Source organism: Pseudomonas sp. TH06 (genome assembly GCF_016651305.1).
In the GTDB taxonomy this organism is placed as follows: domain Bacteria; phylum Pseudomonadota; class Gammaproteobacteria; order Pseudomonadales; family Pseudomonadaceae; genus Aquipseudomonas.
This window is the reverse complement of sequence record NZ_JAEKEC010000001.1, coordinates 277154-304146: the sequence shown is the minus strand read 5'-3', so window position 1 is coordinate 304146 and position 26993 is coordinate 277154. Positions and strand designations below refer to the sequence as shown.

General features: G+C 58.9%; 20 protein-coding genes. 7 read left to right on the top strand and 13 right to left on the bottom strand.

The window, feature by feature from the left end:
• Position 1: 1 nt before the first annotated feature.
• Complete coding sequence (locus JFT86_RS01485; RefSeq protein ID WP_201235137.1) at positions 2-2836, top strand: RHS repeat protein; 2835 nt, start codon at positions 2-4, stop codon at positions 2834-2836.
• A gap of 288 nt (positions 2837-3124) precedes the next feature.
• Here the strand turns inward: JFT86_RS01485 and JFT86_RS01480 are convergent, their stop codons facing one another.
• The 13 genes from JFT86_RS01480 to yaaA all read right to left on the bottom strand — a co-directional run bounded on the left by JFT86_RS01480 (position 3125) and on the right by yaaA (position 21406).
• Positions 3125-4576 (bottom strand): mannose-1-phosphate guanylyltransferase/mannose-6-phosphate isomerase, encoded by a 1452-nt coding sequence (locus tag JFT86_RS01480; protein WP_201235136.1) that lies wholly within the window; start codon positions 4574-4576, stop codon positions 3125-3127.
• A gap of 215 nt (positions 4577-4791) precedes the next feature.
• Positions 4792-5448 carry an alginate O-acetyltransferase AlgF gene (locus JFT86_RS01475; protein ID WP_201235134.1) on the bottom strand — a complete coding sequence of 219 codons (657 nt, stop codon included), beginning with the start codon at positions 5446-5448 and terminating at the stop codon, positions 4792-4794.
• 15 nt (positions 5449-5463) lie between these two features.
• Positions 5464-6639 (bottom strand): alginate O-acetyltransferase, encoded by a 1176-nt coding sequence (locus JFT86_RS01470; RefSeq protein WP_201235132.1) that lies wholly within the window; start codon positions 6637-6639, stop codon positions 5464-5466.
• A 10-nt stretch (positions 6640-6649) separates the two neighbouring features.
• Entirely contained in the window at positions 6650-8215 is a 1566-nt protein-coding gene (locus tag JFT86_RS01465) for an MBOAT family protein (protein ID WP_201235130.1), read from the bottom strand.
• 207 nt (positions 8216-8422) lie between these two features.
• A complete protein-coding gene (locus JFT86_RS01460; RefSeq protein ID WP_201235128.1) occupies positions 8423-9547 on the bottom strand; it encodes a mannuronate-specific alginate lyase in 1125 nt (374 codons plus the stop codon).
• Positions 9548-9555: 8 nt separating this feature from the next.
• Positions 9556-11016, bottom strand: coding sequence for an alginate O-acetyltransferase (locus JFT86_RS01455; RefSeq protein WP_201235126.1), 1461 nt, complete (start codon positions 11014-11016; stop codon positions 9556-9558).
• 10 nt (positions 11017-11026) lie between these two features.
• Positions 11027-12613, bottom strand: a complete 1587-nt coding sequence (gene algG / locus JFT86_RS01450; protein WP_201235124.1) for a mannuronan 5-epimerase AlgG — start codon at positions 12611-12613, stop codon at positions 11027-11029.
• 26 nt (positions 12614-12639) lie between these two features.
• A complete protein-coding gene (locus JFT86_RS01445) occupies positions 12640-14121 on the bottom strand; it encodes an alginate export family protein (RefSeq protein ID WP_201235123.1) in 1482 nt (493 codons plus the stop codon).
• Complete coding sequence (gene algK, locus JFT86_RS01440; RefSeq protein ID WP_207197080.1) at positions 14118-15626, bottom strand: alginate biosynthesis TPR repeat lipoprotein AlgK; 1509 nt, start codon at positions 15624-15626, stop codon at positions 14118-14120. Before algK ends, JFT86_RS01445 begins: the two co-directional genes overlap by 4 nt.
• Positions 15627-15635: 9 nt before the next feature.
• A complete protein-coding gene (locus JFT86_RS01435) occupies positions 15636-16805 on the bottom strand; it encodes an alginate biosynthesis protein Alg44 (protein WP_201235121.1) in 1170 nt (389 codons plus the stop codon).
• 35 nt (positions 16806-16840) lie between these two features.
• Entirely contained in the window at positions 16841-18325 is a 1485-nt protein-coding gene (gene alg8, locus JFT86_RS01430) for a mannuronan synthase (RefSeq protein ID WP_201238538.1), read from the bottom strand.
• Between the two features lie 175 nt (positions 18326-18500).
• On the bottom strand, positions 18501-19817 hold the full coding sequence (locus tag JFT86_RS01425) for a UDP-glucose/GDP-mannose dehydrogenase family protein (protein WP_008087506.1): 1317 nt from the start codon (positions 19815-19817) through the stop codon (positions 18501-18503).
• An 809-nt stretch (positions 19818-20626) separates the two neighbouring features.
• Positions 20627-21406 carry a peroxide stress protein YaaA gene (gene yaaA / locus JFT86_RS01420; protein WP_053117306.1) on the bottom strand — a complete coding sequence of 260 codons (780 nt, stop codon included), beginning with the start codon at positions 21404-21406 and terminating at the stop codon, positions 20627-20629.
• A 249-nt stretch (positions 21407-21655) separates the two neighbouring features.
• Here yaaA and JFT86_RS01415 point away from each other — a divergent pair, with 249 nt between their 5' ends.
• The 6 genes from JFT86_RS01415 (at position 21656) to JFT86_RS01390 (ending at position 26971) form a co-directional block, all read left to right on the top strand.
• A complete protein-coding gene (locus JFT86_RS01415; RefSeq protein ID WP_201235120.1) occupies positions 21656-22780 on the top strand; it encodes a polysaccharide deacetylase family protein in 1125 nt (374 codons plus the stop codon).
• 337 nt (positions 22781-23117) lie between these two features.
• Positions 23118-24512 (top strand): PhoH family protein, encoded by a 1395-nt coding sequence (locus JFT86_RS01410; RefSeq protein WP_166216203.1) that lies wholly within the window; start codon positions 23118-23120, stop codon positions 24510-24512.
• 240 nt (positions 24513-24752) lie between these two features.
• Positions 24753-25226 carry a cyclic pyranopterin monophosphate synthase MoaC gene (gene moaC / locus JFT86_RS01405; protein ID WP_093437022.1) on the top strand — a complete coding sequence of 158 codons (474 nt, stop codon included), beginning with the start codon at positions 24753-24755 and terminating at the stop codon, positions 25224-25226.
• The gene (moaD, locus tag JFT86_RS01400; RefSeq protein WP_134174740.1) at positions 25223-25465 is read left to right on the top strand and encodes a molybdopterin converting factor subunit 1; all 243 of its coding nucleotides are present in this window, start codon (positions 25223-25225) and stop codon (positions 25463-25465) included. The genes moaC and moaD overlap by 4 nt, the downstream gene beginning before the upstream one ends.
• 3 nt (positions 25466-25468) lie before the next feature.
• A complete protein-coding gene (moaE, locus tag JFT86_RS01395) occupies positions 25469-25921 on the top strand; it encodes a molybdopterin synthase catalytic subunit MoaE (RefSeq protein ID WP_201235119.1) in 453 nt (150 codons plus the stop codon).
• 273 nt (positions 25922-26194) lie between these two features.
• Positions 26195-26971, top strand: coding sequence for an ABC transporter substrate-binding protein (locus JFT86_RS01390; RefSeq protein WP_201235118.1), 777 nt, complete (start codon positions 26195-26197; stop codon positions 26969-26971).
• Positions 26972-26993 lie beyond the last annotated feature (22 nt).

Sequence of the window (26993 nt, the reverse complement as noted above, 5' to 3'; positions counted from 1 at the left end):
TATGGGCGCGCATCACAACACACCAACGCTTTTGGCGAGCGACCCGCGTGGGCTGTTGATTCGCACGGTCGACTATTGGCGCGACGATGATAGTTGCCCCGCTCAAACCCGCGTCCACCGTACTTTGCATGACTCGGCCGGGCGTGCCGTCGCGCAGTGGGATCCGCGTTTGTGGGCGCTGCAAAAGACCGATCCACTGACCCCAGCCAATCTGGCCACGGTTTACACGTTGAGCGGCCAGGTGGTGAGTTCGAACAGTTTTGATGCCGGCACGCAAGTCGCGTTGTACGGTATGGGTGCGCAAGTGCTGCTCGATTGGGACAGTCGGGAAACCCTTCGCGAGATTGAGCATGACTCGTTGCTGCGCCCGGTGGCGATGTTCGAAGAGGGCTCATCGACGCCGAAGCGGTGCGTCGAGCGTTTTATGTATGGCCGGCCCGGTGCCGGTGATCCGAGCAAAAATCAGCTCGGCCAGTTGGTCCGTCATGATGATCCTGCGGGCAGTGTGTTGTTCGAAACCTTTGCGATCAGCGGCCAATGCATCGAAAACACCCGACACTTCACCCAGGACCTGGTTTTCCCGGACTGGCCTGAACTGATTGAAGACCGTACACGGTTGCTTGAACCCGGCGAGGGCGCTACAAGCCGTTGGCGCTTCGGGCCACTGGGTCAGGTGCTCGATCAAGTCGATGCGCGGGGCAATCGTCAAGGCAGTGAGTTGACGCTCGATGGGCGTTTGCGGGCTACGCACCTGCAACTGAGGCATCAATCCGAACCCCGAACGCTGTTCAGTGATATCCGTTACAACGCCGACGGACAAGTAACGCAGCAAGTCGCGGACAATGGCGTAGTGACGACACTGACTTATCGAGCCGAAGACGGTCGCTTGCTGACGCGCTGCGCCGCCAGATACGGTGGTGAAGCATTACAGCATTTGCTCTATGACTATGACCCGATGGGCAACGTGCTGAGCATCGAGGACAAGGCCCTGCCGATCCGTTATTTCGGCAATCAACGCATCGATCCGATCAGCCGGTTTATTTACGACAGTCGCTACCAATTGCGAGAGGCGACCGGTTGGGAGGCGGGCACTGCAAGCCAGGGGCCAGCGTCCATTGATCGTGTCGATCCGGCGGCGCTGAGCAACTACCGGCAGATCTACCGCTACGATGAGTCTGGCAATCTGCTGGAGTTGACTCATGTGGGCGCGCGTAATGGCCGCAAGCTGAAAGCTGCTCGATTCAGCAATCGCTGTCTGCCCTACCAAGATGATGTACCGCCCACTGAAGAGGCAATCGCAGCGGCATTCGATCCTAAAGGCAATTTGCGGGCGTTGGAGGCAGGGCGGCCACTGACGTGGAGTCTGCGCAATCAACTGCGGTCGGTGACTCCGGTTGAACGGGGCAGCGGCCGCAATGACGTTGAACAGTATCTCTATGACGGAGCGGGTCTGCGGGTGCGCAAGACTCGCTCGTTGCAGACAAACGCCCGTGGCCTGGTTACCGACGTGCGTTATTTGCCAGGACTGGAACTGCGCAGCGACACCGGCACTGCAGAACAACTGCAAGTGATCATCGCCGATGGCGGGCTCAACAGTGTGCGCGTGCTGCATTGGGAAAGCGCACCGCCGAGCGGTTCCAATGACCGCTATCGGTACAGCTTCACTGATCATTTGGGATCGACCAGTCTGGAGTTGGGCGAAGATGCCCGGATCATCAGTCAGGAAACATTTCACCCGTTCGGTGAGACGGCGTGGAGCAAGGACACCGAAGTCAGTTACAAAACCATTCGTTATTCGGGCAAGGAGCAGGATGCGACGGGGCTGTACTACTACGGTTACCGCTATTACATGCCGTGGTTCCAGCGCTGGCTTAATCCTGACCCGGCGGGGGCAATAGACGGCCTTAATCTGTACCGGATGGTGCGCAATAATCCGCTGACTTACAAGGATGCGGATGGAGCCGAAACCCGAAAAAAACAGGCCAACGGTTTATGGACGCCTGTGCTCGCGGTAGGCGCGGATCGAGACATTCCAGGTGCTGTTCCTGTTGATGCAGGTAAAGCGCACAACTCGGTGCCGTTCACCGCCAAAGCGACCAATATTCGCAACGCGCTAACGATTCCACAGTTCAGTCAACAGACCATCAATACCGACTTGTTCATGCCCCAAAAGGCTGGGTACTCCAAGGACATCGCTGCGCAACTCGCGAAGACGCAGGGTGGCGCCAGCTTGATATTTTCCATGCAGCGAATAAGTTACAGCGGCCCTGTACGCGGTGAGTTCAATGCGATCAAGGTTGTCGATATTCCTGGCGGCGAAATACCTGACCAATCCAGCGCCGTGTCAGGTTATTGGGTGGCTCAGGGTGGTTATATCGACATACCGATGCATCCGAAGGGGACCGAGCCCGAATACGTTTTTACGCCCGGGTTCAGTGGTTGCTCGCTGACCGTCGATCAGCTGAATGACAACACTTTGAGGGTCCGGCATGTTGAGGGGAAAAAAGAGGCAGACCAGTACAATCGCTTGTCATCAGCCGATCATGGAATGGGTATGAGTGCTGCCATGGAATACATGGATTATGGCTTCGATAATGAAGGTGGCAAGGTCGTAACGGAACTGACCGCTTTCGCTTTCATGAAGTACGAACCCAAAACCAAGACTTGGGATATCCACTACCAGAGCAGTCAGGGGGCGGCAACGATCGGGGTTTATTCCAGAGAACGAAAACTGTTCGGAGGATCGAAGTCCTTTGCCAGTGTGATGGAGAAACCGAAGGTACGGAGGACGATGAGCAAGCAAGCGGTTACCGTCCGGGCACGCCCACACGGTTAAAGCAACTGCCCGAATCGATGTGGCGAGAGTCGCAAAACATAAACATTAGCGCCGCGTAAAAATGTTGAATCGGAGAAAGAGATTTTTGGGCTTATGTCCTCACTCAACTACGGAGGAAAAAACTGTCAGTAAGCGCTACTTCGTATTGATCAATCGGGACGATGTCGAAAAAAGTGGAACACTGTTCAGCTCAGTAACGTTCAAAAAAAGCCCCCGACCAACTCGCTGCGGATAGGGGACGCAACGGGTCGGACAGGGGCTTCTTGTTCTACTGAACGTTTCCGATTGTTACTGCGCGATGGTCTTCACCGACACGCCGCGTTCGATCGGGGTGGAGCGACCGTAGATATCTTCGAAACGTTCGATATCGTCTTCACCCAGGTACGAGCCCGACTGCACTTCGATAATTTCCAGCGGGATCTTGCCCGGGTTGCGCAGGCGATGCACCGAGGCGATAGGGATGTAGGTCGACTGGTTTTCGCAGAGCAGGAACACGTTTTCATCGCAGGTCACTTCAGCGGTGCCGCTGACCACGATCCAGTGTTCGGCGCGGTGGTGGTGCATCTGCAGTGACAGGCACGCACCCGGTTTGACCGAGATGTGCTTGACCTGGAAGCGGCCGCCCATGTCCACCGAGTCGTAGGAACCCCACGGACGATAGACCTCGCAGTGGTTCTGGGTTTCGCTGCGGCCCTGTTCGTTGAGGGTAGCGACCATCTGCTTGACGCCCTGAACCTTGTCCTTGTGGGCGATCATCATGGCGTCCTTGGTTTCGACCACCACAATGTTTTCCAGGCCGATCACCGATACCAGTTTGCCGTTGCCGTGGATCATGCAGTTCTTGCTGTCCTGGATGACCACATCGCCTTTGCTGACGTTGCCATTGGCATCCTTCTCGTTGACTTCCCACAGCGACGACCAGCAACCCACATCGCTCCAGCCGGCGCTCAATGGCACGACGCAGGCGCGCTGGGTTTTTTCCATCACCGAGTAATCGATGGAGTTGTCCGGGCAGCAGGCGAAGGTGGCTTCGTCGAAGGTGATGGTGTCGTTGTCCTGCTCACTGCGCTCCAGGGTCAGCAGGCAGGTGTCGTAGATGTCCGGATCGTGCTTTTTCAGCTCTTCGAGAAAACGGCTGGCGCGGAACAGGAACATGCCGCTGTTCCAGAAATAACCGCCGGATTGCACGTACTCGGTGGCACGTTTGACGTCGGGTTTTTCGACGAAGTGCGAGACGCGGCTGACGCCTTCGGGCAGCAGCGAATCAGCGGTGGATTTGATGTAACCGTAACCGGTTTCCGGTTTGGTTGCCGGCACGCCGAACAGCACCATTTCGCCGTTTTCGGCGGCGACGGTGGCCAGGGCGAGGGCGCGTTGCAGGGCTTTCTGATCTTCCAGCACGTGGTCGGCCGGCAGTACCAGCATCAGCTCGTCGCGACCTTCGTTGACCAGCATCATTGCGGTCAGCGCCACGGCGGGCGCGGTGTTGCGGCCGAACGGTTCCATCAGGATGCGCTGGCATTCCAGTTTACGGTTGGCCAACTGCTCGTTGACGATGAAGCGGTGATCCTTGTTGCAGACCACGATCGGCGTGTCCATGCCTTCGAACACCAGGCGCTCGAGGGTTTGCTGGAACAGCGTGTGTTCACCGGTCAGGGCGAGGAATTGCTTAGGGAACTGCTTACGCGAAAGCGGCCAAAGACGTGAACCGCTACCACCTGACAAGATCACCGGAATCATATTGTTTACTCCATAAAATCGATTGGTTAGAGGCACGAACGCTGTGTCGTTTCACTCTTGTTTTTGTCTCGTATCCGAACTCTCGCTTCGGTCCCCTGTAGGAGTGAGCCTGCTCGCGATTGCGGTGGGTCAATCAACACATTCGGTGAATGTGAAACCGATATCGCGAGCAGGCTCACTCCTACAAAGGGAGCCGGGTCAGTTCAGGAAATGTGTTAGCGAGTCGATACCGGGCGTTTCACCCAGACTGGCGACAGGCTGCTGCCGGAACCGGTGACGTACAGCACCGCCGCTTCACCGCGCTCCAGCGCGACCGGCTTCACGTCGCCGACTTTCTTGTCGCCTTCGTACAGCGCCAGGCTGACTTTCACCGGGTTGATTTCGCGTTCGCCACGGCCCTTGGCGGCGACGTTCGGCACCACGTCGGTCTTGCCGTCGGCGGTTTTCAGGGTCAGCGGCTTGTCGCTGAGGTTCTGCACACGCACCAGGGATTTCTGCTTGTTCTTGAACGGCGGCTCTTCGATCAGTTGCGGCGCGCCGGAAGCGTTGTTGACCAGGGTGTAGTAATGGTCACCGGCGAGTTTTACCGGCAGGGTCTGGCTGCCGACCTTGGCGCTGTAGTCGCCGCCCGGCATGAAGCTGAAGTCGCTGCTGGCCAGTGGCGCAACGTCGCTCAGATTGGTGCTGCCGACAGTGGCGCTGATTTCAGCGTTGCTGGCGTTGTAGACCCGCACAAAGGTCGAGCCTTTCGGTGCGGTCGGCCCGTAGAGGGCGGCATCGCCACCGGCGAAAGCCTGGACGGAGAGCACGCTGAGGCCAGCAACCAGAGCGAAGCTTTTAGCGAGACGACGAGGAGTAGTCGTGAAAGTCATGGTGTTACCTCTCTTTCAGTTTTGCGCCCGATCGGGCGTCTCGGATTTAGTGTTGATTGCTACGTTTTGTTGGCGCGCGCCGGCTTGTTTAAGCTCTGCGACCCACTGCGGGTCGGCGTCGCCGATTTCGTTGTTCACAGGCAGATATCGTTCAGGAAACTCCCAGATCAGCACCTGTGGCGGGCTGTTCTTGAAGTCATCGCTTTTCAGGTAGCTGAGCATCGGCAGGATCGGCCCGTGGCCGTCTTCGGCGTAGCTCACCACGTCGCTGTGCAGCGCTTGTTTCAGCGCGCCGACGAAGTTCCAGTTGGGGTTGGCGCTGTAGCTGGTGCCGACCAGTGCCACCGGCACTTCATTGCTGGCGAACAGCGCGTCGTCACCGGCAGGCTGATCGCCGGCTGCGACGGTGTTGCGCTTTTGCAGTGGCTCTTGCGCCGGCATCAGGTTTTCGAACAGCGGATCGAGCGGCAGGAACAAGCGCAGATCGCCCTTGTGCGTGACCTTCTCGGCCGGCGTGGTAACGAAGCGCTGCGGCTCGCCGCTGAGCGGGAACTTGTCGGCGATGGTTTTCGCCAGGGTGTTTGCCGCAATCTCGGCGCCTTCCGGCGTCCAGTGCGTGTCGGTACGCAGGAACACTTGCTCACCGTTCTGCTTGGCCTGTTGGAAGGGCTTGAGCAGGTCAGGGGCGAGGATCTTGTCGGCCGCCACGCGGTTGTGGAAATCCTGATAAAGGTTGGCGTGGATGCTCGCCGGTTTCACTTCACCCAGATGCTCCGGGTACAGACGAACCTTGGCCGGCACAATCGCCATCACCAGTTTCACGCCTTTCGCTTTGAGGGTCTGGCGCACGCCTTCGACCAGCGCGTAGTTGCCTTGCAAGTTCAGTTCTTCGTTGACGATCGGGTTGAATTCCTCATCGCTGTACAACCACTGATCGCGACCGAGCACCACGCCCGGACGACCTTCGTTGAACAGTTTGAAATCCAGCGCGGCCCAGAGGTTGGTACCCAGGCGCTTGATCGGGAATTCATCGTCGTAGTGCGTTTCCACAGCCTTGGTCCAGCGGCCGTTGAGCACCGTTGCATCAGCGTTGGTGCTGAAGCCGAAGAAGCTGCGTACCGACCACAGACCGAGGACCAACAGGGTCACCAGGAACAGGGCGATGTAGAAGATGCGTAATGAGCGGGTCATGTCAGATCCCTCAGAACTGGAAGTAAAGGAACGGCGAGAAGCTTTGCGCCGAGAGTTTGAGAATCGAGGCGATGAACAGCAGCAGGATCAGCCCGCGCATCACGTAGCGTGACCAGTCCGCCGTCCAGTAGGCCGGTTGCACCTGGGCTTCGACGCCGACGGTGTAGCCAGGCTCGTGGATGCTCGCCGGATTTTCGCCAGGCGCTGCCTTGATCATTCCCGGGGTCGCCGTCGCTGGGCCGTTGGCCTCGACGTTGACTTCAGGTTTGACCTTGGCCGGCGGCTGGTTGGTGTACAGATCACGCAGACCGAAGAACGCCAGCGTTACGTACGCCACTACCAGCGTCGCCACTTGCAGACCGGTGAGGCTGGCCTGATTGAGTTCCGACAGCGACCAGTCGCCGAAGCTGAACATCGCGCCGTACATGCGCCCGGCAACGTGCAGGTTCTCGGCACGGAAGATCACCCAGCCCATGACCACCAGCAGGAAAGTCAGCGCCCAGCGGATCGGGTTGAGGCTGCGCGGCGAGGTGTTCAGGCCCAGCGCTTTTTCAATCGCCAGCCACATGCCGTGCCAGGCGCCCCAGACGATGTAAGTGATGTTCGCGCCGTGCCACAGACCGCCGAGCAGCATGGTCAGGAACAGGTTGCGATAGGTCATCAGCGTGCCTTTACGGTTACCGCCGAGGGTGATGTACAGATAGTCACGCAGCCAGGTCGACAGGCTGATGTGCCAGCGGCGCCAGAACTCGGTGATCGACTGGCTGATGTACGGCTGTTTGAAGTTTTCCATGAAGCGGAAACCCATCATCAAGCCCAGACCGATGGCCATGTCGCTGTAACCGGAGAAGTCGAAATACAGCTGCGCGGTGTAGGCCAGCGCGCCGAGCCAGGCGTCGCCCGTGGTCGGGTTTTGCAGGGCAAAGCAATGGTCGGCAACGACGGCGAGGGTGTCGGCGATGAAGACCTTTTTGATGAAACCCTGCATGAACCGCGTGCAGCCCTCGGAGAATTTATCGAGGGTGTGTGTGCGGTTGTTGAACTGATCGGCGAGGTCGCGAAAACGCAGAACCGGGCCTGCAATCAAGTGCGGGAAGATCGCCACGAACGCCGCGAAGTCGATCAGGTTGCGCGTGGCCGGGGTGTCGCCGCGATACACGTCGATGATGTAGCTGATCGATTCGAAGATGTAGAACGAGATACCGATCGGCAGCAGTACGTGGGTGAGGATGAACGGCTCAAGACCGACCGACGTCATCATCGCGTTGATGCTGTCGACGCCGAAGTTGGCGTACTTGAAGTAGCCGAGGATGCACAGGTCGACTGCCACACCGAGCAGCAGCCAGCGCTGCGCCGGTTTGGTCCTGACGCCGGCGGCACCGACTTTGAGGCCGATCCAGTAATTCCACAGCGTGACGGCGGCGAACAGCGCGAGGAAGTCCACGCGCCACCAGGCGTAGAACACGTAGCTGGCGATCAGCAGCAGCAGGTTGCGATAGCGTTGCCCGCTCAAGTAGTACAAGCCGAGAAAGATCGGCAAGAACAGAAACAGGAACACGTTGGATGAAAATACCATCCCGATCTCTCCATGTTTGAACCAACAGTCAAGGGCCAAAGCCCCCCCAAACCCCCCACGTAAAACTGGAGGGCCAACTCACAAATCTAAAACCTGACACTGACCCCCTGTAGGAGTGAGCCTGCTCGCGATGAGGGCGTGTCAGTCGACATCAATGTTGAATGTCAGACCGGATCGCGAGCAGGCTCACTCCTACAGGGTTTTGCCTTACGAACCCTTGTTGCCCTTTTCATGGGACGGGTCGTAGACCTTGGTCAGGTCGCCGCCGAGGCGGAAGGTCTTGAACGGCTGCATGCCGCGCTTCTTCTCGATCACATCCGCCGGGCAGGTGTAGAGAGTGCAGAACGGTTCGAGCCAGGCGAATTTCATGTCCTCTTTCAAGTCGGTCATGTCCTGCTCTTTGCCGTTCTTCTTCTCGAACTCTTCCGGGTCTTTCACCCCCGACAACACCCGATCACCCAGACGCTTCAGCGCGCCGTTGTTTTCCTGGCGCAGATCGACACCGTTGACCTGGGCGAAACTGGCGATCATCGCCAGCGGCGGCAGGGCGTAGTTGTGATAGGCGAGGGCGCGTTGCTGGCGCTTGAGTTCGTTTGGCAGGAAGCCGTCGGCATCTACCTGATTGGCACCGACCTTGTATTCCTTGACCGCCCAATCGAACAGGTCGCGGCGGTTGGTTGCGACGGAAGTCGCCATCACCGACCACGCCGCCCAGTACGAGTGGTTGTTGGTTTTTTCCAGCGGCAGGTTGTCCCAGTCGCTGACGACTTGGTCAGCCATTTTGCTGAACCAGGCTTCGATCACCTGCGCTTCCTGCTGATGCTGCGCCAGCGGATGCGAGTCGGAGAATTTCAGGCGAATGTACGAAGAGGCCATGCTGCCCAGCGCCCATTTGCGCATCGACTTGCCCGTGTGGTTGAAGTCTTTCGACATCAACGCATCGGCCTTGGCCCAGGCGGTCAGCCAGTTCAGCGTGCAATCGAGCTGTTCCGGACGACCGTCGCGCATGAACTGCATCACCCGTTTGGCGGTGCCGCGTTCCAGCGTGGTGATGTCTTTGGTGGTGTCGCGGAAAGCTTTTTCCGACTGCACGTTCAGCGTCGAACGGGCCTTGTCCGAACCTTCGTATTTGCTGCGAAATTGCAGCGGACCGGTGTACGGCGCCGGCATTGCATCGCAGCCTTCGCTTTTGTCACCGGTCTTGAATTTATCCACAGGCGCAAAGTAACCCTGCGGTGGACGCAGTGGCGCGGCGGCCTGAGTCGCTCCGGCGAACATCGCCAGGCTCAACAGGGTGGGGGCCAATAAAGATTTCAATTTCGGATTTCGCATAGCAGACCTCATTGCCCGACCTGAGCGGTTTGTTGCCCAGCGCCCGGGAATACGTTGCGTTTGCAGATTTTCGCTTCGACTTTTTGTGGCGCGGTGCCCGCTTCCGGGCCCTGGACTTCGACCGCCAGCAGGTTTTGCGAGGCCCAGTCTTCGTCCGTGCGCAACTCAAAGGCGAAACGACCGTCGGTGTCGGAGGTTTCCGGTTTCTCGATCTTGATGTCCTCGTGGCGACCGTTCATGTACCAGAGGGTGGCTTGCAGGGTTTTCACCGAGGGGTCGGCGAAGCGGATGTCGACCTGATGGCTGCTGTTCTGCAGGTTCAGGTTCTTGCTGTTGACCAGCAGTTCTTGTTTGCCGCCGGGCTTGAGCGTGGTGCTGGCGGACATTTGCGCGTCTTTGCCTTCGCAGCCGTTGTCGAGCAGGGACATCATCTGGCGATAGATGGTTTCCTGGTCGAGGCGGTACAGCGGCGAGAATTCCCAGATGAGAATTTTCGGCGGAGTCTTCTGGAATTCGTCGCTGCCCAGGTACTGCAACATCGAACCTTCCAGACCGCCGCCGGGGAAGGCGACGTTGAGAATGTCGGCGCCGATGGCTTCTTCGAGGAAGCCGGCGAAGTTGTAGTTCTTGCCGCTGTGCGAGGTACCGACCAGGGTGATTTGCGGGGTGCCGGAATCGCCGAACAGATCGCCGTCACCGGCCTCGCCCTTAGGCTCGGTGGTGAACTGGTCCATGTATTGGATCGCGTAACTGGTGCCGCACAGTTGCCCGGCCATGTTGTGCAGGGTGCCGGTCTTGCCCATGCGCCCGGAGCGCTTGGTTTCGAATTCACGCTTGGGAATGTCGGCGAAGGCTGGGATCTGCTTGACCTTTTCGGCAACGATTTTCGCCGTGCGCTGTGCACCGTATGGCGTCCAGTGCTGATCGCCGCGGAAGTAGAAATCGTGAGCGGGCAGGGTGTCCGGCAGCGATTCGTTGGTCAGCGGCGAAAGGTCTGGCACTACGTAGCCCATCTTGGCGAAACGGCCGAGCATGGTTTTGTAGTTGCCCAGCGCTTTTTCGTAATCGAACGCGGCTTTTTCCTGCGGGTTGAGCTTGTTGCGGTTCACCAGGCCACGGGTTGGCTGGTAGACGATCACCAGTTCGACGCCTTTGGCCTTGAACGCATCGTGCAACTGTTGCAGGCGCTTGTAGCCGGCCGGGCTGGTGTTGAACTCGGTGCGCAAATCTTCCTGGGTGCGGAACAACCAGTCGCCTTGCGCCTGCACCAGCGTAGTGAAGTTCTGCTGATAACGCGTGGTGTAGTTCTTCGCGTCATGCGCAGCCGGGCACAGGTTGCAGCACGGTTCGGCGCTGAACTTTGGCGGCGTGGCAGCGGCACCTTCATCGGCGCGGGCGCCGTTGCTGGCGGCGAGAATGCCCACGGTCAGGGCCGACAGGCTGAGTAATCTGATCAAGTGTGGGTGCATAAAATTATCCTCAGTCCTGCATTTCGGTCTGGCGTTCGACAGGGTCGATCAGCACGGCTTTCTGCTGGCGCACCAACAGGTCGAGAATTTCATCCTGGCGTTCGCCGAGGATGCCGTTGAAGCTGATGCCACTGGATTTGGTCGGCGCCAGCATCGACACGCGATACAGCTCGACGCTCAACGGCGAATCGATCGACAGCGGGCCACTGCCGTTGGCCGCCAGCTCACCGCCGACGACGATCAGTGACACCTGCGCATCGAACGGGTCGAGCTTGATGTCACGGTCGGTGTCGGTGAGGTCTTTGATGTGGCCGTAGACGCCGGTCAAACCGTTGGCCATGGCGACGTTTTCGTAGAGGCGGATGTTCACGCTGTTGCGAATACGGATGCCGTGGCGCTTGTTGCTGATGACCTTGTTGCCCCACAGCAGGTTGTCGGCGGACTCGTAGAGCGTGATGCCGTCGGTGTGGTTCTTGTAGATCTCGTTGTAGGCAATGATGTTGTTGACACTGTTACGGTCGATCACCAGGCCCGAGAGGTGGTTGTCGAAGCTCTTGTTGTTGAAGATGAAGCTGTCGTTGACCTCACGGGAAATAATGATCCCGTGCTTCTTCTTCGTGCCGTGCACGGTGTTCTCGGCAATGATCAGGCCGTGCGAACGGTCGTGCGGGTCGATGCCGTAGACGATGTTGTCTTTGTAGGTGTTGCCCTTGACCACAAAGTCGCGGGTCTCGTAGCAGTAGAAGCCGTACCACATGTCGGAGAACTCGGAGCCGACGATCCAGCCAGTCGGCTCGGGACGCTTGAGGACCTTGGCCATGTTCGGCGTGTACTGGGAAATACTCACGCCGTACGACTTACTGTTGGCATAACCGAAACTGGCCATCTTGCTGTTGACGATGTAGGTCTCGGTGCCGCCCCAGGCCAGCAGGAACGGACGGAATTCCTTCGGCGAACGGAAGGTGGCCGGGCCGTTTTCCTTTTCGCGCCAGCCAGTGATTTTGGTGTCACGCACAAACAGCTGACCGTCGTTGACGAGGAACGAACCGGCCTCTTGCGACAGGCGCAATTCCTGAGTCTGGCCGTCGATTTCGAGGATGCCTTTACGGCCGACGACGATTGGCAGCTTCGACAGGTACACGCCCGGCGACGTCTCGCTGAAGTACTGCTTGGGCAGTTTCTTCGCCAGATCCTTGAGGTTGATGTAGCCGTCGTCGACGAAGATCGCCTGTGGGATGCCGTGCTGACGCACCACCCATTCGGCCATCTTGTTGTCGCCGCCGATGAAGTCCTTCAGTGCGTCTTCCTGCATCATCCGGCGCACGCTGATCTTGCCCGCTTTGCTGCGGACGATCTTCGCCGCAGCCGCCTCGGCGGTGAAACCGGAGAGGTCAGGCAGTTTCGGTTTGGCCAGTTCCAGCGCCTCGGTCGGCGCGCTGCTGACGGTGTAGGTCTTGGCCTGTTGCAGTTCTTTGGCCATGGTCGCCGGCTTGCCCGGTTGCGGGGCGGCTGGTTCCACGCTGGCGAAGGCGCCGGCGCTGGCCAGCAGCATCGCGCCGGCCAGCAGGCTGAGTGAGCCTATCCTGGTGCTGATCATGTCGGGCACTCCCTTGGCGGTTTGCATCAGAAGCGCCAGATCACGTCGATGAACGCGCGGTGCATGTACGAATCAACCTGCTTGCCGTACGCATCGCCCGGTTTGAACACTCCGCCACGGAAGCGTACGAGGGCCGAAGGCTCGTCGATCGACTGGCTCAACGCCGCCGGCAACAGGCCCTGCTTGAAGTACTTGGTGACGACCAGGTCCATCTCCTGACCGAGATCCTTGTTGCCGTCTTCAAGCGGCAAAGAGGTGCTGGACAGAATCGCGCCGGTCGCATCGTCGGTGTTGTTTTCCACCGCGTTGATGCCGTTGCTGCCAACCGGCTTGTTGCCGTCGACGCGCCAGAATTTGTGGTAGATCAGGCTGGCGTCGTACTCGTCGTTGACCATCCACGAACCGAACAGCGTCGCGGTCTGCATGTTGTTCATTTCGCCACGGAAGGCTTCGCCGAAACGGTGAACACGCGAGCGAGTACCGGTGTAGTTGGAGCGGTTGCTCTCCAGACCGTTCTGCTCGTAATCGGCGCTGGCGCGGGCATACGCACCGCCGACTTGCCATTGCGGATCGAGGCGCAGACGCACACCGATGTCGGTGGCCCAGCCGTTGACGTCTTCGCTGCGTTTGGCTTGGGTTGGAGCGCTGCCGTCGGCGTTCAGCGGGTTGACTGTGTCGCGGTCGCCGCTCATGCCGGTGATGCTGCCCCAGTAGTTGACGGTGTTGGTGTTGCGCCAGTTGTAGGCGTCGCTGTCGGCGGTCAGGCCGAGCCAGCTGATGTCGCCGTTCTGGGTTTTATCCAGCGAGTCGCGCGGGACACCCGGTTCGGCGTAATCGAGTTTGCCGTCATCGTGGGTGTGGTGACCGCGAATGCCGACCCATTGCCCCGGCGTCCACTGGTAAGCGGCGTCGGCGTAGGCGTGCAGGCGATCCTTGTCTTTCGGCGCCAGCTCTTTGAGGTCGGTGCGGTATTCGCTGAAGCGTTCGGCAACACCGGCGTTGGCGCGCAACAGGGTGGTGTCGAAGGTCCAGTTCAGCGCTTCGATGTTGGTGTCGCGCCACTGGCCATCGTCATTGCGCAGACGCTGGCGACCGAACTTGAGCATTTCGCCCGGATACGGCGTGAGGCCGCTGTAGCCGACCCAGAACTCGCGCATCGCCAGGTAGTTTTTCTTGGTTTTGCGATCACCGTTGTCGGTGGCTTGTTCACCGTCGGATTGTTGCAGGGTGTCGGTCTCGATGATGTCGGTCGAGGTCACGGCCTGACCCATGGCGTAGGCACTCCACGCGCCGCTTTCGCCGTAGATCCACGGACGCAGGTCGAGGCCGACACCGTTGACGTCGCCGCCCTTGGCGGTGCCGAGGTCACGGTCGTCTTCGGACTGGCCGGTGACTTTGACTTCGAGGCCGAAGTTCTTGGTTTCAGTCATCGCGGCCAGTGTCGGGCAAGACCAGATCAGCGCGAACGAAAGGCCAATGCCGGCCTTCACAAAGGGATTCAACTTCATAATTTTTCCTCGCCGTCTTCTTCTTGCAGGGCGTGCAGTTGCAGCGTGTTCTGGTTCAGGGCGCCACGGCTGGCTTGCTCCTGTTGCAGTAGACGCTGGGCTTCGGCCAGACGCTCGGGCGGCAATTGCGCGGCGAGGGTGGTCGCCAGCTCATCGGCTTGCGGGGTGTTTTGTGCCTTGGCCAATTGGCTGAACACGTAGGCGTTGAGCGGATCGGGCTGGGTGCCCTTGCCTTGGGAAAACAGTTGGGCGATGGCGAAATCGGCGCTGTTCTGACCGTTGCGCGCAGCGGTCAGCAAATGGTCGAGGGCCTTCTGCGGATAGACCTTGCCGAGGTAGCCACGGCGGTAGATCTGGCCGAGGTAGTAGTCGGCGGCGACTTCGCGGCCGACGGCTTTCTGGAAATGTGCTTCGGCGACTTTGGCGTCGGCCGGCACCAGTTTGCCTTCGTAGTAGAGCTTGCCCAGCAACAGCTCGGCGCGCGGCTGATCGGCGGCGCGGCCGTTGTCGAGGTACTTCATCATCTGGTCGACATCGCCGAGTTCGGGATAGTCGTAGAGCAGTTGTGCGAGAGTCACCCACGACGCCGGATAGCCCGGAGCGATCGGCTCCAGCAACGACTGCGCGGTTTTCTCGTCGGTCTTGCCCAGGGTCGAATCGGCCAGAACGCGGGCCACGGAATCGACGCGCTGTGCAGTGACGGTGCCACGGGCGTGACCGGCCTGCAGCTGCTTGATCAGCTCGGCTTGTTGCTCAGGCTGCGCACGTTTCTGGTAAACGGTGGCCAGTTCGACGTAGCAGATGTCGGTGGTGTTGAGCGCGGCTTTGCAGATCTTTTCCACGTCATCCAGATGCTGGTCGTAGGTGCCTTGAGTGCGATACAGCAGCACCTGCGCCAGACCCGCTTCCGGGTAACCGGATTTGCGCCACTGATCGATCTGCTGCTGCGCGTTGATGTTCGGGAAGCTGTGCGGGTATTGCAGGTAGAGCATCGCCAGCGGGATCAACGTGTTGCCTTCGCCATTGGCGGCGGCTTTTTTCAGCAGACTTTCAGCTTCCTGATGCTCGGCTTCGGTGGAGCCGGGTTTGGCCACCAGCAGGCGACCAAGACGCGCCTGCGCACGCGGCGAAACGCTGGCGGCGGCGCGATAAGTCGCTTCGGCCTGTTTCATTTGCTCGGGGTCGCGGCTGTCGACCTGGATATCGGCGAGGCCGACTTGCGCCTCGCTGTAACCGAGATCGGCCAGTTGCTGATAGTTCTGCGCAGCGGTGGCGGTGTCGCCGCGCTTGAGCGCTTCGTTGGCCAGACGCTGATCGGGCAGGCCGGCGCAACCGGCCAGACTGACTGCCAATGCCAAGGCACACACCGTGCCCATGTAGGAGTGAGCCTGCTCGCGATGCAAGCAACTCGGTGCATCAGGCATACCGCGGCGATCCAATCGCTGGCAAGCCAGCTCCCACAGGGATCGCGGTGTTTTCAGGATGGGTGGAGTAGTCACAGGCATGTCCTCGACTTAAAGACCGGCAGCCATGGCTTTGTCGATCAGCCAGTTCAGGTTCGGGCCACGGTCGCTGTTCACTTCCACCGGGCGGCCGGCGAAGCTGCTGTCGAGCGGCTCGTCAGGCTGGATCTGTACGCGGATGTCGGAGGACAGGTCGGCACTTTTCAGGCTGGTGCTGCTGACGATCTTGCCGGTGCGTGTCTTGTCTTCGCCGGCGATCTGGAAGCTCACCGGTGTACCCGGACGCACGTCGCCGAACTGGCGATAGGAGAAGCGCGCATCAACGGTGGCCTGGGTGTTGCGCGGCACCAGTTGGAAGATCACGTCGCCCTTGCTCGCGTACTGACCGTCAGCCACCAGTTGTTGGGCCACGGTGCAATCGCACGGCGAGGTGAGGGTGCCGGTCATTTGCTTGCCGAACAGTTCTTCGACCTTGGCCGGTTGCAACTGGTCTTCGTCCAGATGGCCCTTGAGTACGTCGAGCATGCTGGTGCTGAAGGTCGCCAGCGGTGCGCCTTTGGCCGCAACGCCGTCGGACTTGATCAGGCTTTGCACGGTGCCGTCACGCGGCATGGTGATGTTCATCCCCGGCACGCTGACCAGACCGGCCTGCGCGTGGCTGACGAAGTACATGCCGTAGACCGATTTGAAAATGAAACCCGCAGCCACCAGACCGACCGCGAAGATACCGGCGCTGAATGTCACCGCTTTCAGACGCCCGAACGGGGTCATGCCGGAGCCGCCGTCCTTGACCTTGCGTGCCTTGGTGAAGTTGTCGCGCTGCAGGGTCGCCAGCACTTCGCCGATGCTGACGATGTCGCCCGCCAGGTGCGAAGTGATCAAGTGGCGCAGGGTGGAAATGTCCTGCTGCTCGAGGTTCTGGAACTGGCAGCCAACGCGGCCGGTCTGGCGGTCGTAGGAGCGCACTTGCAGTTCAACGTCCATGGCCAGGCCAAGGTTATCGATGACGAATTGCAGTCGCGCCTTGTACACCTCGCCGAGGGTCAGCGGCATTTGCCCGGCGTTGAACGCCAGACCACCGGCAGACAGGTCGATGACCCGTGCTTCAACCGGTGTCCGGTCGGGACCGAAGAAGCGCAGTTTGGCCGGGATTTTCACGCGGGCGTGCTGGCGCTGGGCTTCGGATTCATGCACTACGTTGGCGTTGACGGCGGTATTCATAGGGGCGATTTCCTTGTTAATTCAATAGGGGCGGGTCAGACCATCATCAGCAGCACGGCGACAAAAATGCTGCCGGCGGAGAAGGTCATGGTCCGAGACGACCAGGTGTTGAACCAACGTTGAAAGCTGGCGAGATCACGGGTCAGGGAAGTGGGTTGGCGAGTCCAGGATTGTTGGTCGAGGCGGAAGAACACGTAGATCTTCACCATCGCGCCGACGATCTGGTTGTAATAGAGAATCGCCGGGTAAGCCGGGCCGATGCGGTGACCGGAACACGACAACAGCAAGGTCAGGATCAGGCGAGTGATGCCGATCCACAGCAGGTAGGCAAGGATGAACGCGCCGCCGTATTTGAAGCTGGCGATGAGCGCCACGGTCAGGCCGAGCAGGGACGTCCACATCGACACGCGCTGATCGAACAACACCACCGAAGTGAACGCGCCGAGGCGTTTCACACCCAGGCCCAGTGCCCGCGAGTTCTGCCGCAGGTTGTTACCGTACCAGCGGAACATCAGTTTGCGGCTGGCCTTGATGAAGCTTTTTTCCGGCGGGTGTTCAACGGTGTTGATCGCTGCGTCAGGCACGTAGAAGGTGTCGTAGCCGAGGCGCATCAGGCTGAACCAGCTCGACTTGTCGTCGCCGGTCAAGAACTTGAAGCGGCCCAGACGCCAGTGTTGCAGCGAATCGCTTTCAACGTCGGCGATGAATTCCGGGTTGGTCACCACGGTGGCGCGGAACACCGACATGCGCCCGGTCATGGTCAGCACGCGCTTGGACAGGGCCATCGAGCACATGTTGATGTGGCGCTGGGCGAAACGCAGCTTGTGCCATTCGCTCATGATGTAGCCGCCGCGCACTTCGCAGAACTCGTTGGTGGTCAGGCCGCCGACGTTGCCGAACAACTGGAACCACGGCACGGTCTTGCGCACGGTGCCTTCGCCAAGCACGGTGTCGCCATCGATCACGGCAACCACGGCGCGCTCGTCCGGCAGGTGACGGGAGATCGCGCGGAAACCATAGGCCAGACCATCACGTTTTCCGGTGCCGGGAATGCGCACGAAGTCGAGCTTCACGCGTTCTGGCGGGTTCATCCGCGCCCAGAGGCTTTTCACCAGCAGCTCATCGGACATTTCAACGATCGAGCAGACCACGGTGGTCGGCAGTTCGCAGTCGATGGCTTCGCGGATCACCGAGCTGTAGACCTGCGCAGTCGTCAGCGCGTCAATACGGAAACTGGTGACCATCAGAAACACATGCGACGGGTCCGCCGCCTTACCCAGCTTGCGCACTTTGCGGCGCAGGTGCGGGTAAACGATGTAGAGAAAAATCATGCCGCGCACAAAGTGCGTCGCACCCATCGAGTAGCGCCAGATACCCACGGCGCCAATCAGGAAAATAAAGTCCTTCGACTCGGAGTCGAACGTGGACGTGGGCAGCATCAAGGCCAGGCCCATCAACAAACTTAGGTAGAACAGCCAACCGGCGGCCTGAAGTAGGCCGTGTTTTAGCCTGTGCATAATCTGCATCCGTCTCTATCTCGGGCCGGGCCCGATGGGGTTAAGGCAGGCTTACAAAAACTTGCAAGGACATGTAGGAGCTGCCGAAGGCTGCGATCTTTTGATCTTTCGCTTGGGATTTTGGTGTTCCCGAAAAGATCGCAGCCTCGTTTCACTCGACAGCTCCTACAGGGCTGCCTTACCAGCAAATACCTTCGGTACGGGTGCCGGCGTCGGTGGCTTTGGCCATGAAGCCGACCAGGTCGATGACCTGTTTGCCGTGCGGTGCTTGCTGGGCCAGCGCGCGGAATTTCTCGTCGCGGTTGCCGAGGATGATCACGTCGGAGTTGTCGATCACCGAATCGAAGTCCGCGTTGAGCAGGGACGATACGTGCGGGATTTTCGACTCGATGTAGTCTTTGTTCGCGCCGTGAACACGGGCGTACTCGACGTTGCTGTCGTAGATGCTCAGGTCGTAACCCTTGCCGATCAGCATCTCGGCCAGTTCTACCAGTGGGCTTTCGCGCAGGTCGTCGGTGCCGGCCTTGAAGCTCAGACCGAGCAGGGCGACTTTGCGTTTGTCGTGGCTTTCAACGATGTCGAAAGCGTTCTGCACTTGCGATTCGTTGCTGCGCATCAGCGAGTTGAGCAGCGGTGCTTCGACGTCCAGGGAACCGGCGCGGTAGGTCAGGGCGCGGACGTCTTTTGGCAGGCAGGAGCCGCCGAAAGCAAAACCCGGGCGCATGTAGTACTGGGACAGGTTGAGGGTCTTGTCCTGGCAGACCACTTCCATCACTTCGCGGCCATCGACGCCGACCGCTTTGGCGATGTTGCCGATCTCGTTGGCGAAGGTCACTTTGGTCGCGTGCCAGACGTTGCAGGTGTACTTGATCATCTCGGCAACGGCGATGTCCTTGCGGATGATCGGCGCGTCGAGTTCTTCGTACAGCGATTGCAGGACGTCGCCGGAAGCCTTGTCGAACTCGCCGATGACGGTCATCGGTGGCAGGTCGTAGTCGGCGATGGCGGTGGATTCACGCAGGAACTCAGGGTTGACCGCAACACCGAAGTCGACACCGGCCTTCTTGCCCGAGCAGTCTTCGAGAATCGGGATCACCACGTTGGCGACGGTGCCCGGCAATACGGTGCTGCGCACGACGATGGTGTGGCGGGTGGTTTTCTCACGCAGAACAAAACCGATCTCGCGGCACACGGCCTCGATGTAGTTCAGTTCCAGGTCGCCGTTCTTCTTGCTCGGCGTACCGACGCAGATCATCGACAGGTCGGTGTCGCGAATCGCCTCGGCGAAGTTGGTCGTGCCACGCAGACGACCGGTCTGGATACCCTGTTGCAGAAGTTCGCCCAGGCCCGGTTCAACAATGGGGGATTTGCCAGCGTTGATCATGTCGATCTTGTCTTTGGCAACATCGACGCCAACCACGTCATGGCCCCGTGCAGACAGGCAACCGGCACATACTGCGCCAACGTAACCCAAACCAAATATGCTGATGCGCATCGCAATTACCTCTGTATATATCAGGCCTTAGAAGGCCGGAGTTAATGGTGTTCAGCGTTCATTAGTGCACTCGAAAGTGCGGCTTACAGGCGCCACAATGCCGTGTGCAGGCATATAAAGTTCCGAGTGTCTAAATAAGTGCACTCAAGATGTGCGCAACCAGGCCTTATAGTTATGACGTGCCCTGTTATGCAGCGGATCTTCTGTCGAGAAGACTCTTGTGCATTTGTCTTGCGCGCTTGATGTCAGGCGAAAGGCCCGTAGATCAAGCGGTTTGGTGCTCAGGCGAGCACGTTTATAGGGGCGCGGCCATGGCCTTGTAGGGGATATTAATGGTGCCTATCTCCTGTCCTTCGATTTGCTTTCAGACTAGTTAGTCATCTGGGCAAGTTGCTGTGACAACTTGGTTACATGGCTATCTGCTCTGCGTAAGTTATCTCGTACAAACTCAGCGAGAATCGTTACCGGTGGTATGAGCTATGCATTTGGACATAGTTCCTGTCCGCTCATCACGAAATCTGAAATTTCTTGAAATATTGTCGAAGATGGCACTGGTCTCAATTTGATAGCACTTTCCGTTTCGCCCTTTATATATAGGCGATTAATCGCGTTAGATAGTTTTGTGCCACTACCGCGAAAAATTTTAGGTGCCACTACTGAAAAAAATGATCAGTGTCGAGTGAAACTAAAATTAGAAAGGACAGGGATTATTTTCTGGCGCCATAAAAATGGCGAAATAAGGCGAGGGATTTTTGACATCGTGCGAGCTGCACGACTCTTTATAGAAAGAGTCGTGCATTGGGCATGCTTTATTCGGGGGCGTGGTCGCGCAGAAACACCAGATTGTCCGGTTTCGATTGCTCGGCGCTGTAGCGATAACCCTGCACATCGAACTGCTTGAGCTGGGCCGGATCGTTGATTTTTTCCTGGATCACGAAGCGGCTCATCAGGCCACGGGCCTTCTTCGCATAGAAGCTGATGATCTTGTACTGGCCGTTCTTCTGATCCTTGAACTCGGTGTTGATGATCCGTGCGTTCAGGGCTGTGCGTTTGACCGCCGAAAAGTATTCGTTGGACGCCAGGTTGAGCAGCACGTCGTCGCCCTGATCGGCCAGCGCTTCGTTCAGCCATTCGCTGATGCGCGTGCCCCAGAAGGCATACAAGTCCTTGCCACGGGCATTGGCCAGTTTGGTGCCCATCTCCAGACGATACGGTTGCATCAGGTCCAGCGGGCGCAGCAGGCCATAGAGGCCGGAGAGCATGCGCAGGTGTTTTTGCGCGTAATCGAAGTTCGCTTCGCTGAAGGACTGCGCGTCAAGACCGGTGTAGACGTCACCCTTGAACGCGAGCAGCGCCTGCTTGGCGTTTTCTGGCGTAAACGCGGGCGTCCAGCTGCCGAAACGTGCGGCGTTGAGCCCGCCGATCTTGTCGGAGACGTGCATCAGCTCGCTGATTTGCGCCGGCGTCAGGTCGCGCAATTGCTGGATCAGTTCCTGCGAATGGTCGAGGTATTGCGGCTGGGTGAAGCGCTGGGTCGCCGGCGGCGTTTCGTAATCGAGGGTCTTGGCGGGGGAAATCACCATCAGCATGAAGTCGTCTCCTTTAATCGTGGGGGCGATTCTAGGGGGTTGGCCGAGTTGACTCCAGCTATGAGCGTGATAGGTGATCGACGGCTTGCCGCGATCCCTGTAGGAGTGAGCCTGCTCGCGATAGCGGTATGACTTTCAGCATTGTGGTGACTGATCTATTGCTATCGCGAGCAGGCTCACTCCTACAGGGGTCGGCGTCGTGCCTTATCAGCTATAGTGCCGCGCGGGTTTTGTTATGGAGACGCCCCTTTGCGCATTGTTCTTTTATTCACCGCGTGGCTGTTGAGCTTCGGTGCCGTTGCGGCGCCGGGCGATGTGGCGACGCTGGATCGCAGCACCTGGCCGGAGCAACTGACCAGCCCGACGCTGTTCGACGTCGCTTCCCGGGCGGAAATCCTCATGTTCGCCCGGGGCCTGCTCGGCACCGAATCGCTAGACGAGGCCGCGCTCGCCCAGCGTCTGGGGCTGCGCACGGTCAATATCGACGCGATCAACAGCCTGCGCCAGCGCCTCTGGCAGCGCCTGCTGGCCAACTACAACTTCGCCCAGCAAAGCTGCGATCAGGACGCGTCGTTCTGCTTCCTCGTCGAAGACCTGCCGACCCTGCGCGAGCAGGCCGCCAAGTTTGTGGTCAGCGACGACAGCTATTACACCAAGTGGGCCGAGCCGAGCCGGATCTTCCATTTGCAATACCTCGACGAACTGCTGCGCAAGGCCGCGCTGTTCCCGCAGACCAGCAGCGAAATCGATCGTTTCGGCGACTATGAGCGCAATGGCGACGAGATGCATGACCGACTGTTTGTGCTGACATTCGACAGCGCTGCCAACGCACAACCGGACAACACCGACTGGCTGACCGAGTACCTGCGCAAGTCGAACATGAGCGGCACCTTCTTCATGCTCGGCAAGGATATCCAGGCACGGCTGGCTGACCGCTCGGTGAGCAGCCTGCAAGCAGCGTTTTCGCAACAATGCGTGGGTGTGCAAGGTTGGGAGTTCCGCTCCCACAGCCACTGGCAGGACTGGCAGGACTCGGTGCGTCGCAGTGCCGACCTGGTGAAGAACAAACTGCCGGAGAACTACGTGCCGCTGTTTCGTCCGCCGGATGGTCAGCGTCGCAGCGATGCGCAAGGTTTCTTCAACACCCAGGGCCTGCAAGTGGCGTTGTGGGACATCGATGCCCAGGATGGCGCCGGCAAGCTCAAGGGGCCTCAGAGCGCGCAACGGGTGCTGACCCTGATGCTGTTGTGGCGTCATGGGGTGATCAATTTCAACATGAAACAGGACGCCGTGAAGACGGCGATGCCGTGGCTGATCACGCAGACCGCGCAAAGCGGGATCGGTTGGGAAGACTGTCAGGACGCGTTTCGCTGAGAAACGCAGAAAGCCCGGAAACATTGGGCTTTGGGCGATTTTTACAAGGATTTCGATGCAGGCGGACTTCCGACTCTAACGGGGGCAGGGCGGTCCGCCAAGGGCTTTTCGTCACTTTGCAAAATAAACTTAAAAAAACCGTCAAAGTGCTTTTTTATGTCATGGGTTTTGGAGTATTACGAAGACAGACCGCCGAAACCTGCAACACAGGTGGCGTCTCCCAAGACCCATTTGTTTGCAGTCACTTGAATCTCCGCAGGTGAGATTTCGGCAGTCACTTCGAGGCGCAGCACCGCCCAGGTATTGCGTCTACTGGCTCTGACAAAGGTGACCGAGTATGGATGATCACGGACGTAGCCCTTCTTCCAACCAGCCAATCCTTTATGTACTCGATACCAACGTATTGATTCACGATCCAAACGCCCTGCTGAATTTCGAAGAACACCACGTCGCGATCCCGATGACCGTGCTTGAGGAGCTGGACAAGCTCAAGAGTGGGCATCACAGCGTGGCCGCTGAATGCCGCCAAGCCATCCGGCTGATCGACAAGACCCTGGGCGATGCTTCGCCTGAAGATGTCGAACTGGGTGTGCCGATCCAGCGCGGCAAGGGCGGGCCGAAAGGTTTGCTGTCAATTCTGATGAGCAAGCAGGCCGAATCGAACCTGATTCTGCCCGAGCATCTGAACGACAACAAAATCATCAACCAACTGATCGACCTGCACACCCGCGACCCGAAAAAACCGGTGGTGCTGGTCACCAAAGACATCAACATGCGCCTCAAGGCGCGCGCCTGCGGCATCGATGCCGAGGACTACAGCACCGACCAACTGGTCGACGACGTGTCCCTGTTGCCCAACGGCTATCACAACATGACCGGCTCTTTCTGGGACCGTGTGAGCAAGGTCGAAACCCGTCAGGACCACGGCCGCACCTGGCACCAGGTGCAATTGATCGACAACCTGCCAGCGGTGCACATCAACGAATTCATCATTGATGAACAGGGCTTCGTTGGCTGGATCAAGGAGATTGAAGAAGACCGCTTGCTGATCCTCGACCTTCATCAGGAACCGCTGTTGCATCAGGAGGCGTGGGGGCTCAAGCCACGCGATATCTATCAGAGCCTGGCGCTGTATGCGTTGCTCGATCCGGACATTCATCTGGTCAACCTGTCCGGTGCCGCAGGCTCAGGTAAAACCATTCTGGCGCTGGCCGCTGCAATCGAGCAGACCATGGTCAGCAAGCGTTATCGCCGCATCATTGCCACCCGTAGCGTGCAGGGCCTCGACCAGGAGATCGGTTTCCTGCCCGGCACCGAAGCGGAAAAAATGGAGCCTTGGCTGGGCGCCATCACCGACAACCTCGAAGCCTTACACATGGATGACGAAAACACCCATGGCAGCGTCGACTACATCCTCAGCAAAGTGCCGTTGCAGTTCAAATCGCTCAACTACATTCGCGGTCGCAGCTTCCAGCAGAGCCTGATCCTGATCGACGAATGCCAGAACCTCACGCCGCACCAGATGAAAACCATCATCACCCGTGCCGGCGCCGGTTCCAAAGTGGTGTGCCTGGGCAACCTGGCACAGATCGACACCCCTTACCTGTCCGCGACCAGCTCCGGGCTGACCTACCTGACTGAACGCTTCAAGGATTTCCCCAACGGTGTGCACATCACCCTGCAAGGGGTACCTCGCTCGATTCTGGCCGAATACGCCGAATCGCATTTGTAACCTTTCAGCAAAAACCGGGCGACCCAAAAGCCGCCCGGTTTTTTTATGCCCAAACACAAATCAAAATGTAGGAGTGAGCCTGCTCGCGATAGAGATCGATCAGTCGACATCAATGTTGAATATCAGACCGCTATCGCGAGCAGGCTCACTCCTACAAGGGATGGTGGTGAATTCATAATCAGTGGTGCGGAAATTTGACCCGCAGGTTTACAATCCACGCTCCTGATCAGGAGTAATCCCGTGCTGACTCATCTCGATTCCCAAGGTCGCGCCAACATGGTCGACGTCACCGAAAAAGCCGTGACGTTCCGTGAAGCGACGGCCCAAGCGCTGGTGCGCATGCTCCCCGAAACCCTGCAGATGATCGTCAGCGGCGGCCATCCCAAAGGTGACGTGTTCGCCGTGGCGCGCATTGCCGGCATCCAGGCTGCGAAGAAAACCAGCGATCTGATTCCTCTGTGCCACCCGCTGATGCTCACCGGCGTCAAAGTCGAACTCAGCGCTGACGGCGATGACACCGTGCGCATCGTCGCCCGTTGCAAGCTCTCCGGGCAGACCGGCGTCGAAATGGAAGCGCTGACCGCCGCCAGCGTCGCCGCGCTGACCATCTACGACATGTGCAAAGCCGTCGATCGTGGCATGACCATCGAAAGTGTGCGTCTGCTGGAGAAGGTCGGTGGCAAGAGCGGGCACTTTCAGGCGGAGCAGCCATGAACCTGACCGTGAAATTTTTTGCCCGTTACCGTGAAGCGCTGGGCGTGGACTCGCTAAAGGTTGAAGGCGATTTCGCCACCGTCGACGACGTGCGTGCGCTGTTGGCGCAACGTGATGGCGCTGAGGTATTGAGCGAGCAGAACCTGATGTGCGCGCGCAACGAAGACCTCTGCCAGCTCGACGAGCCGGTGGTCGATGGCGACGAAGTGGCGTTTTTCCCGACCGTGACCGGAGGCTGAGCCATGGCGATTCGTGTGCAGGCCACGCCGTTTGATCCGGGGGCTGAAGTCAACGCGATGCACGCGGCCAATGTCGGCGTCGGCGCGGTGGTGAGTTTTGTCGGCTACGTGCGCGACTTCAACGACGGGCTCGATGTCGCGGGGATGTTCCTCGAGCACTATCCGGGCATGACCGAGAAAGCGCTGGGCAAGATTGCCGTCGAGGCCGAACAGCGCTGGCCATTATTGAAACTGGAAGTGCTGCACCGCATCGGCGCGCTGGAGCCGGGCGAACCGATCGTGTTCGTCGGCGCCGCCAGCGCCCATCGCCAGGCGGCGTTCGACGCCTGCGCCTTTGTCATGGATTACCTGAAAACCCGCGCGCCGTTCTGGAAGAAAGAAAACACCAGCGACGGCCCGCGTTGGGTTGAAGGGCGCGACAGTGATTATGCCGCTGCGGATCGCTGGAACAAGTAAAACCCGCGTTGCCCTCAAGTCAGTCATCGCGAGCAGGCTCACTCCTACAGTTGGAATGCGTTCCCCTGTAGGAGTGAGCCTGCTCGCGATGACGTCATTTGCATCACCAGAAAAACCAGCGGACACGCCTTCATGTGCGATTGACGGTTTGTACCTATAAGTCCAATATGGATTTCCAAGTACAAAAAAATCAATCCCGCCGCTCGTAGCTAATAGCTCACAGCTGCCCTTCTTCATCTTGCCAAACCAACAACAACCCGCGAGAGAACGAATATGAAGAAACTCCCCCTCATCACCGGTCTGGCCCTCAGCCTGTTGGCATCCGCCAGCGTGTTCGCCGCCGAGCAAACCCTGCGCATCGGCATCGAAGCCGCTTATCCACCTTTCGCCTCGAAAACCGACAAAGGCGAAATCGTCGGTTTCGACTACGACATCGGCAATGCCCTGTGCGCGCAGATGAAGGTCAAGTGTGTGTGGGTTGAAGGTGAGTTCGACGGTCTGATCCCTTCGCTGAAAGTGAAGAAAATCGACATGGCGCTGTCGTCGATGACCATCAACGAAGACCGCAAGAAATCGGTGGATTTCACCCACAAATACTATTTCACTTCATCGCGACTGGTGATGAAGGACGGCGCCACGGTCGATGACCAGTACGCCAGCCTCAAGGGCAAGAACGTCGGCGTGCAGCGCGCCACCACCACTGACCGTTATGCCACTGAGGTGTTTGAACCCAAGGGCATCAACGTCAAGCGCTACAGCAACAACGAAGAAATCTACATGGATCTGGCGGCGGGGCGGCTTGATGCAATCTTTGCCGACACCATTCCGCTGAATGATTTCCTGTCGATGCCGCGTGGCCAGGGGTATGCGTTTGTCGGGCCTGAGTTGAAGGACCCGAAATACGTGGGCGAGGGTGCGGGGATTGCGGTGCGCAAGGGCAACGCCGAGCTGGTCAGCCAGTTGAATGGCGCGATTGATGGCATTCGCGCGAGTGGCGAGTATCAGAAGATTTCCGAGAAGTATTTCAAGTCGGATATCTACGGCGACTGATAAGCCGCTATCGCGAGCAGGC

What these genes read in the sequence shown, in the direction of transcription:
- JFT86_RS01465 (WP_201235130.1), bottom strand. Translation starts at nt 8,215, where the DNA reads ATGGTATTTTCATCCAACGTGTTCCTGTTTCTGTTCTTGCCGATCTTT.
- moaD (WP_134174740.1), top strand. Translation starts at nt 25,223, where the DNA reads ATGAACCTGACCGTGAAATTTTTTGCCCGTTACCGTGAAGCGCTGGGC.
- algG (WP_201235124.1), bottom strand. Translation starts at nt 12,613, where the DNA reads ATGATCAGCACCAGGATAGGCTCACTCAGCCTGCTGGCCGGCGCGATG.
- JFT86_RS01470 (WP_201235132.1), bottom strand. Translation starts at nt 6,639, where the DNA reads ATGACCCGCTCATTACGCATCTTCTACATCGCCCTGTTCCTGGTGACC.
- JFT86_RS01460 (WP_201235128.1), bottom strand. Translation starts at nt 9,547, where the DNA reads ATGCGAAATCCGAAATTGAAATCTTTATTGGCCCCCACCCTGTTGAGC.
- algK (WP_207197080.1), bottom strand. Translation starts at nt 15,626, where the DNA reads ATGCCTGTGACTACTCCACCCATCCTGAAAACACCGCGATCCCTGTGG.
- JFT86_RS01485 (WP_201235137.1), top strand. Translation starts at nt 2, where the DNA reads ATGGGCGCGCATCACAACACACCAACGCTTTTGGCGAGCGACCCGCGT.
- JFT86_RS01475 (WP_201235134.1), bottom strand. Translation starts at nt 5,448, where the DNA reads ATGACTTTCACGACTACTCCTCGTCGTCTCGCTAAAAGCTTCGCTCTG.
- JFT86_RS01445 (WP_201235123.1), bottom strand. Translation starts at nt 14,121, where the DNA reads ATGAAGTTGAATCCCTTTGTGAAGGCCGGCATTGGCCTTTCGTTCGCG.
- JFT86_RS01390 (WP_201235118.1), top strand. Translation starts at nt 26,195, where the DNA reads ATGAAGAAACTCCCCCTCATCACCGGTCTGGCCCTCAGCCTGTTGGCA.
- moaE (WP_201235119.1), top strand. Translation starts at nt 25,469, where the DNA reads ATGGCGATTCGTGTGCAGGCCACGCCGTTTGATCCGGGGGCTGAAGTC.
- yaaA (WP_053117306.1), bottom strand. Translation starts at nt 21,406, where the DNA reads ATGCTGATGGTGATTTCCCCCGCCAAGACCCTCGATTACGAAACGCCG.
- JFT86_RS01410 (WP_166216203.1), top strand. Translation starts at nt 23,118, where the DNA reads ATGGATGATCACGGACGTAGCCCTTCTTCCAACCAGCCAATCCTTTAT.
- JFT86_RS01425 (WP_008087506.1), bottom strand. Translation starts at nt 19,817, where the DNA reads ATGCGCATCAGCATATTTGGTTTGGGTTACGTTGGCGCAGTATGTGCC.
- JFT86_RS01455 (WP_201235126.1), bottom strand. Translation starts at nt 11,016, where the DNA reads ATGCACCCACACTTGATCAGATTACTCAGCCTGTCGGCCCTGACCGTG.
- JFT86_RS01480 (WP_201235136.1), bottom strand. Translation starts at nt 4,576, where the DNA reads ATGATTCCGGTGATCTTGTCAGGTGGTAGCGGTTCACGTCTTTGGCCG.
- JFT86_RS01435 (WP_201235121.1), bottom strand. Translation starts at nt 16,805, where the DNA reads ATGAATACCGCCGTCAACGCCAACGTAGTGCATGAATCCGAAGCCCAG.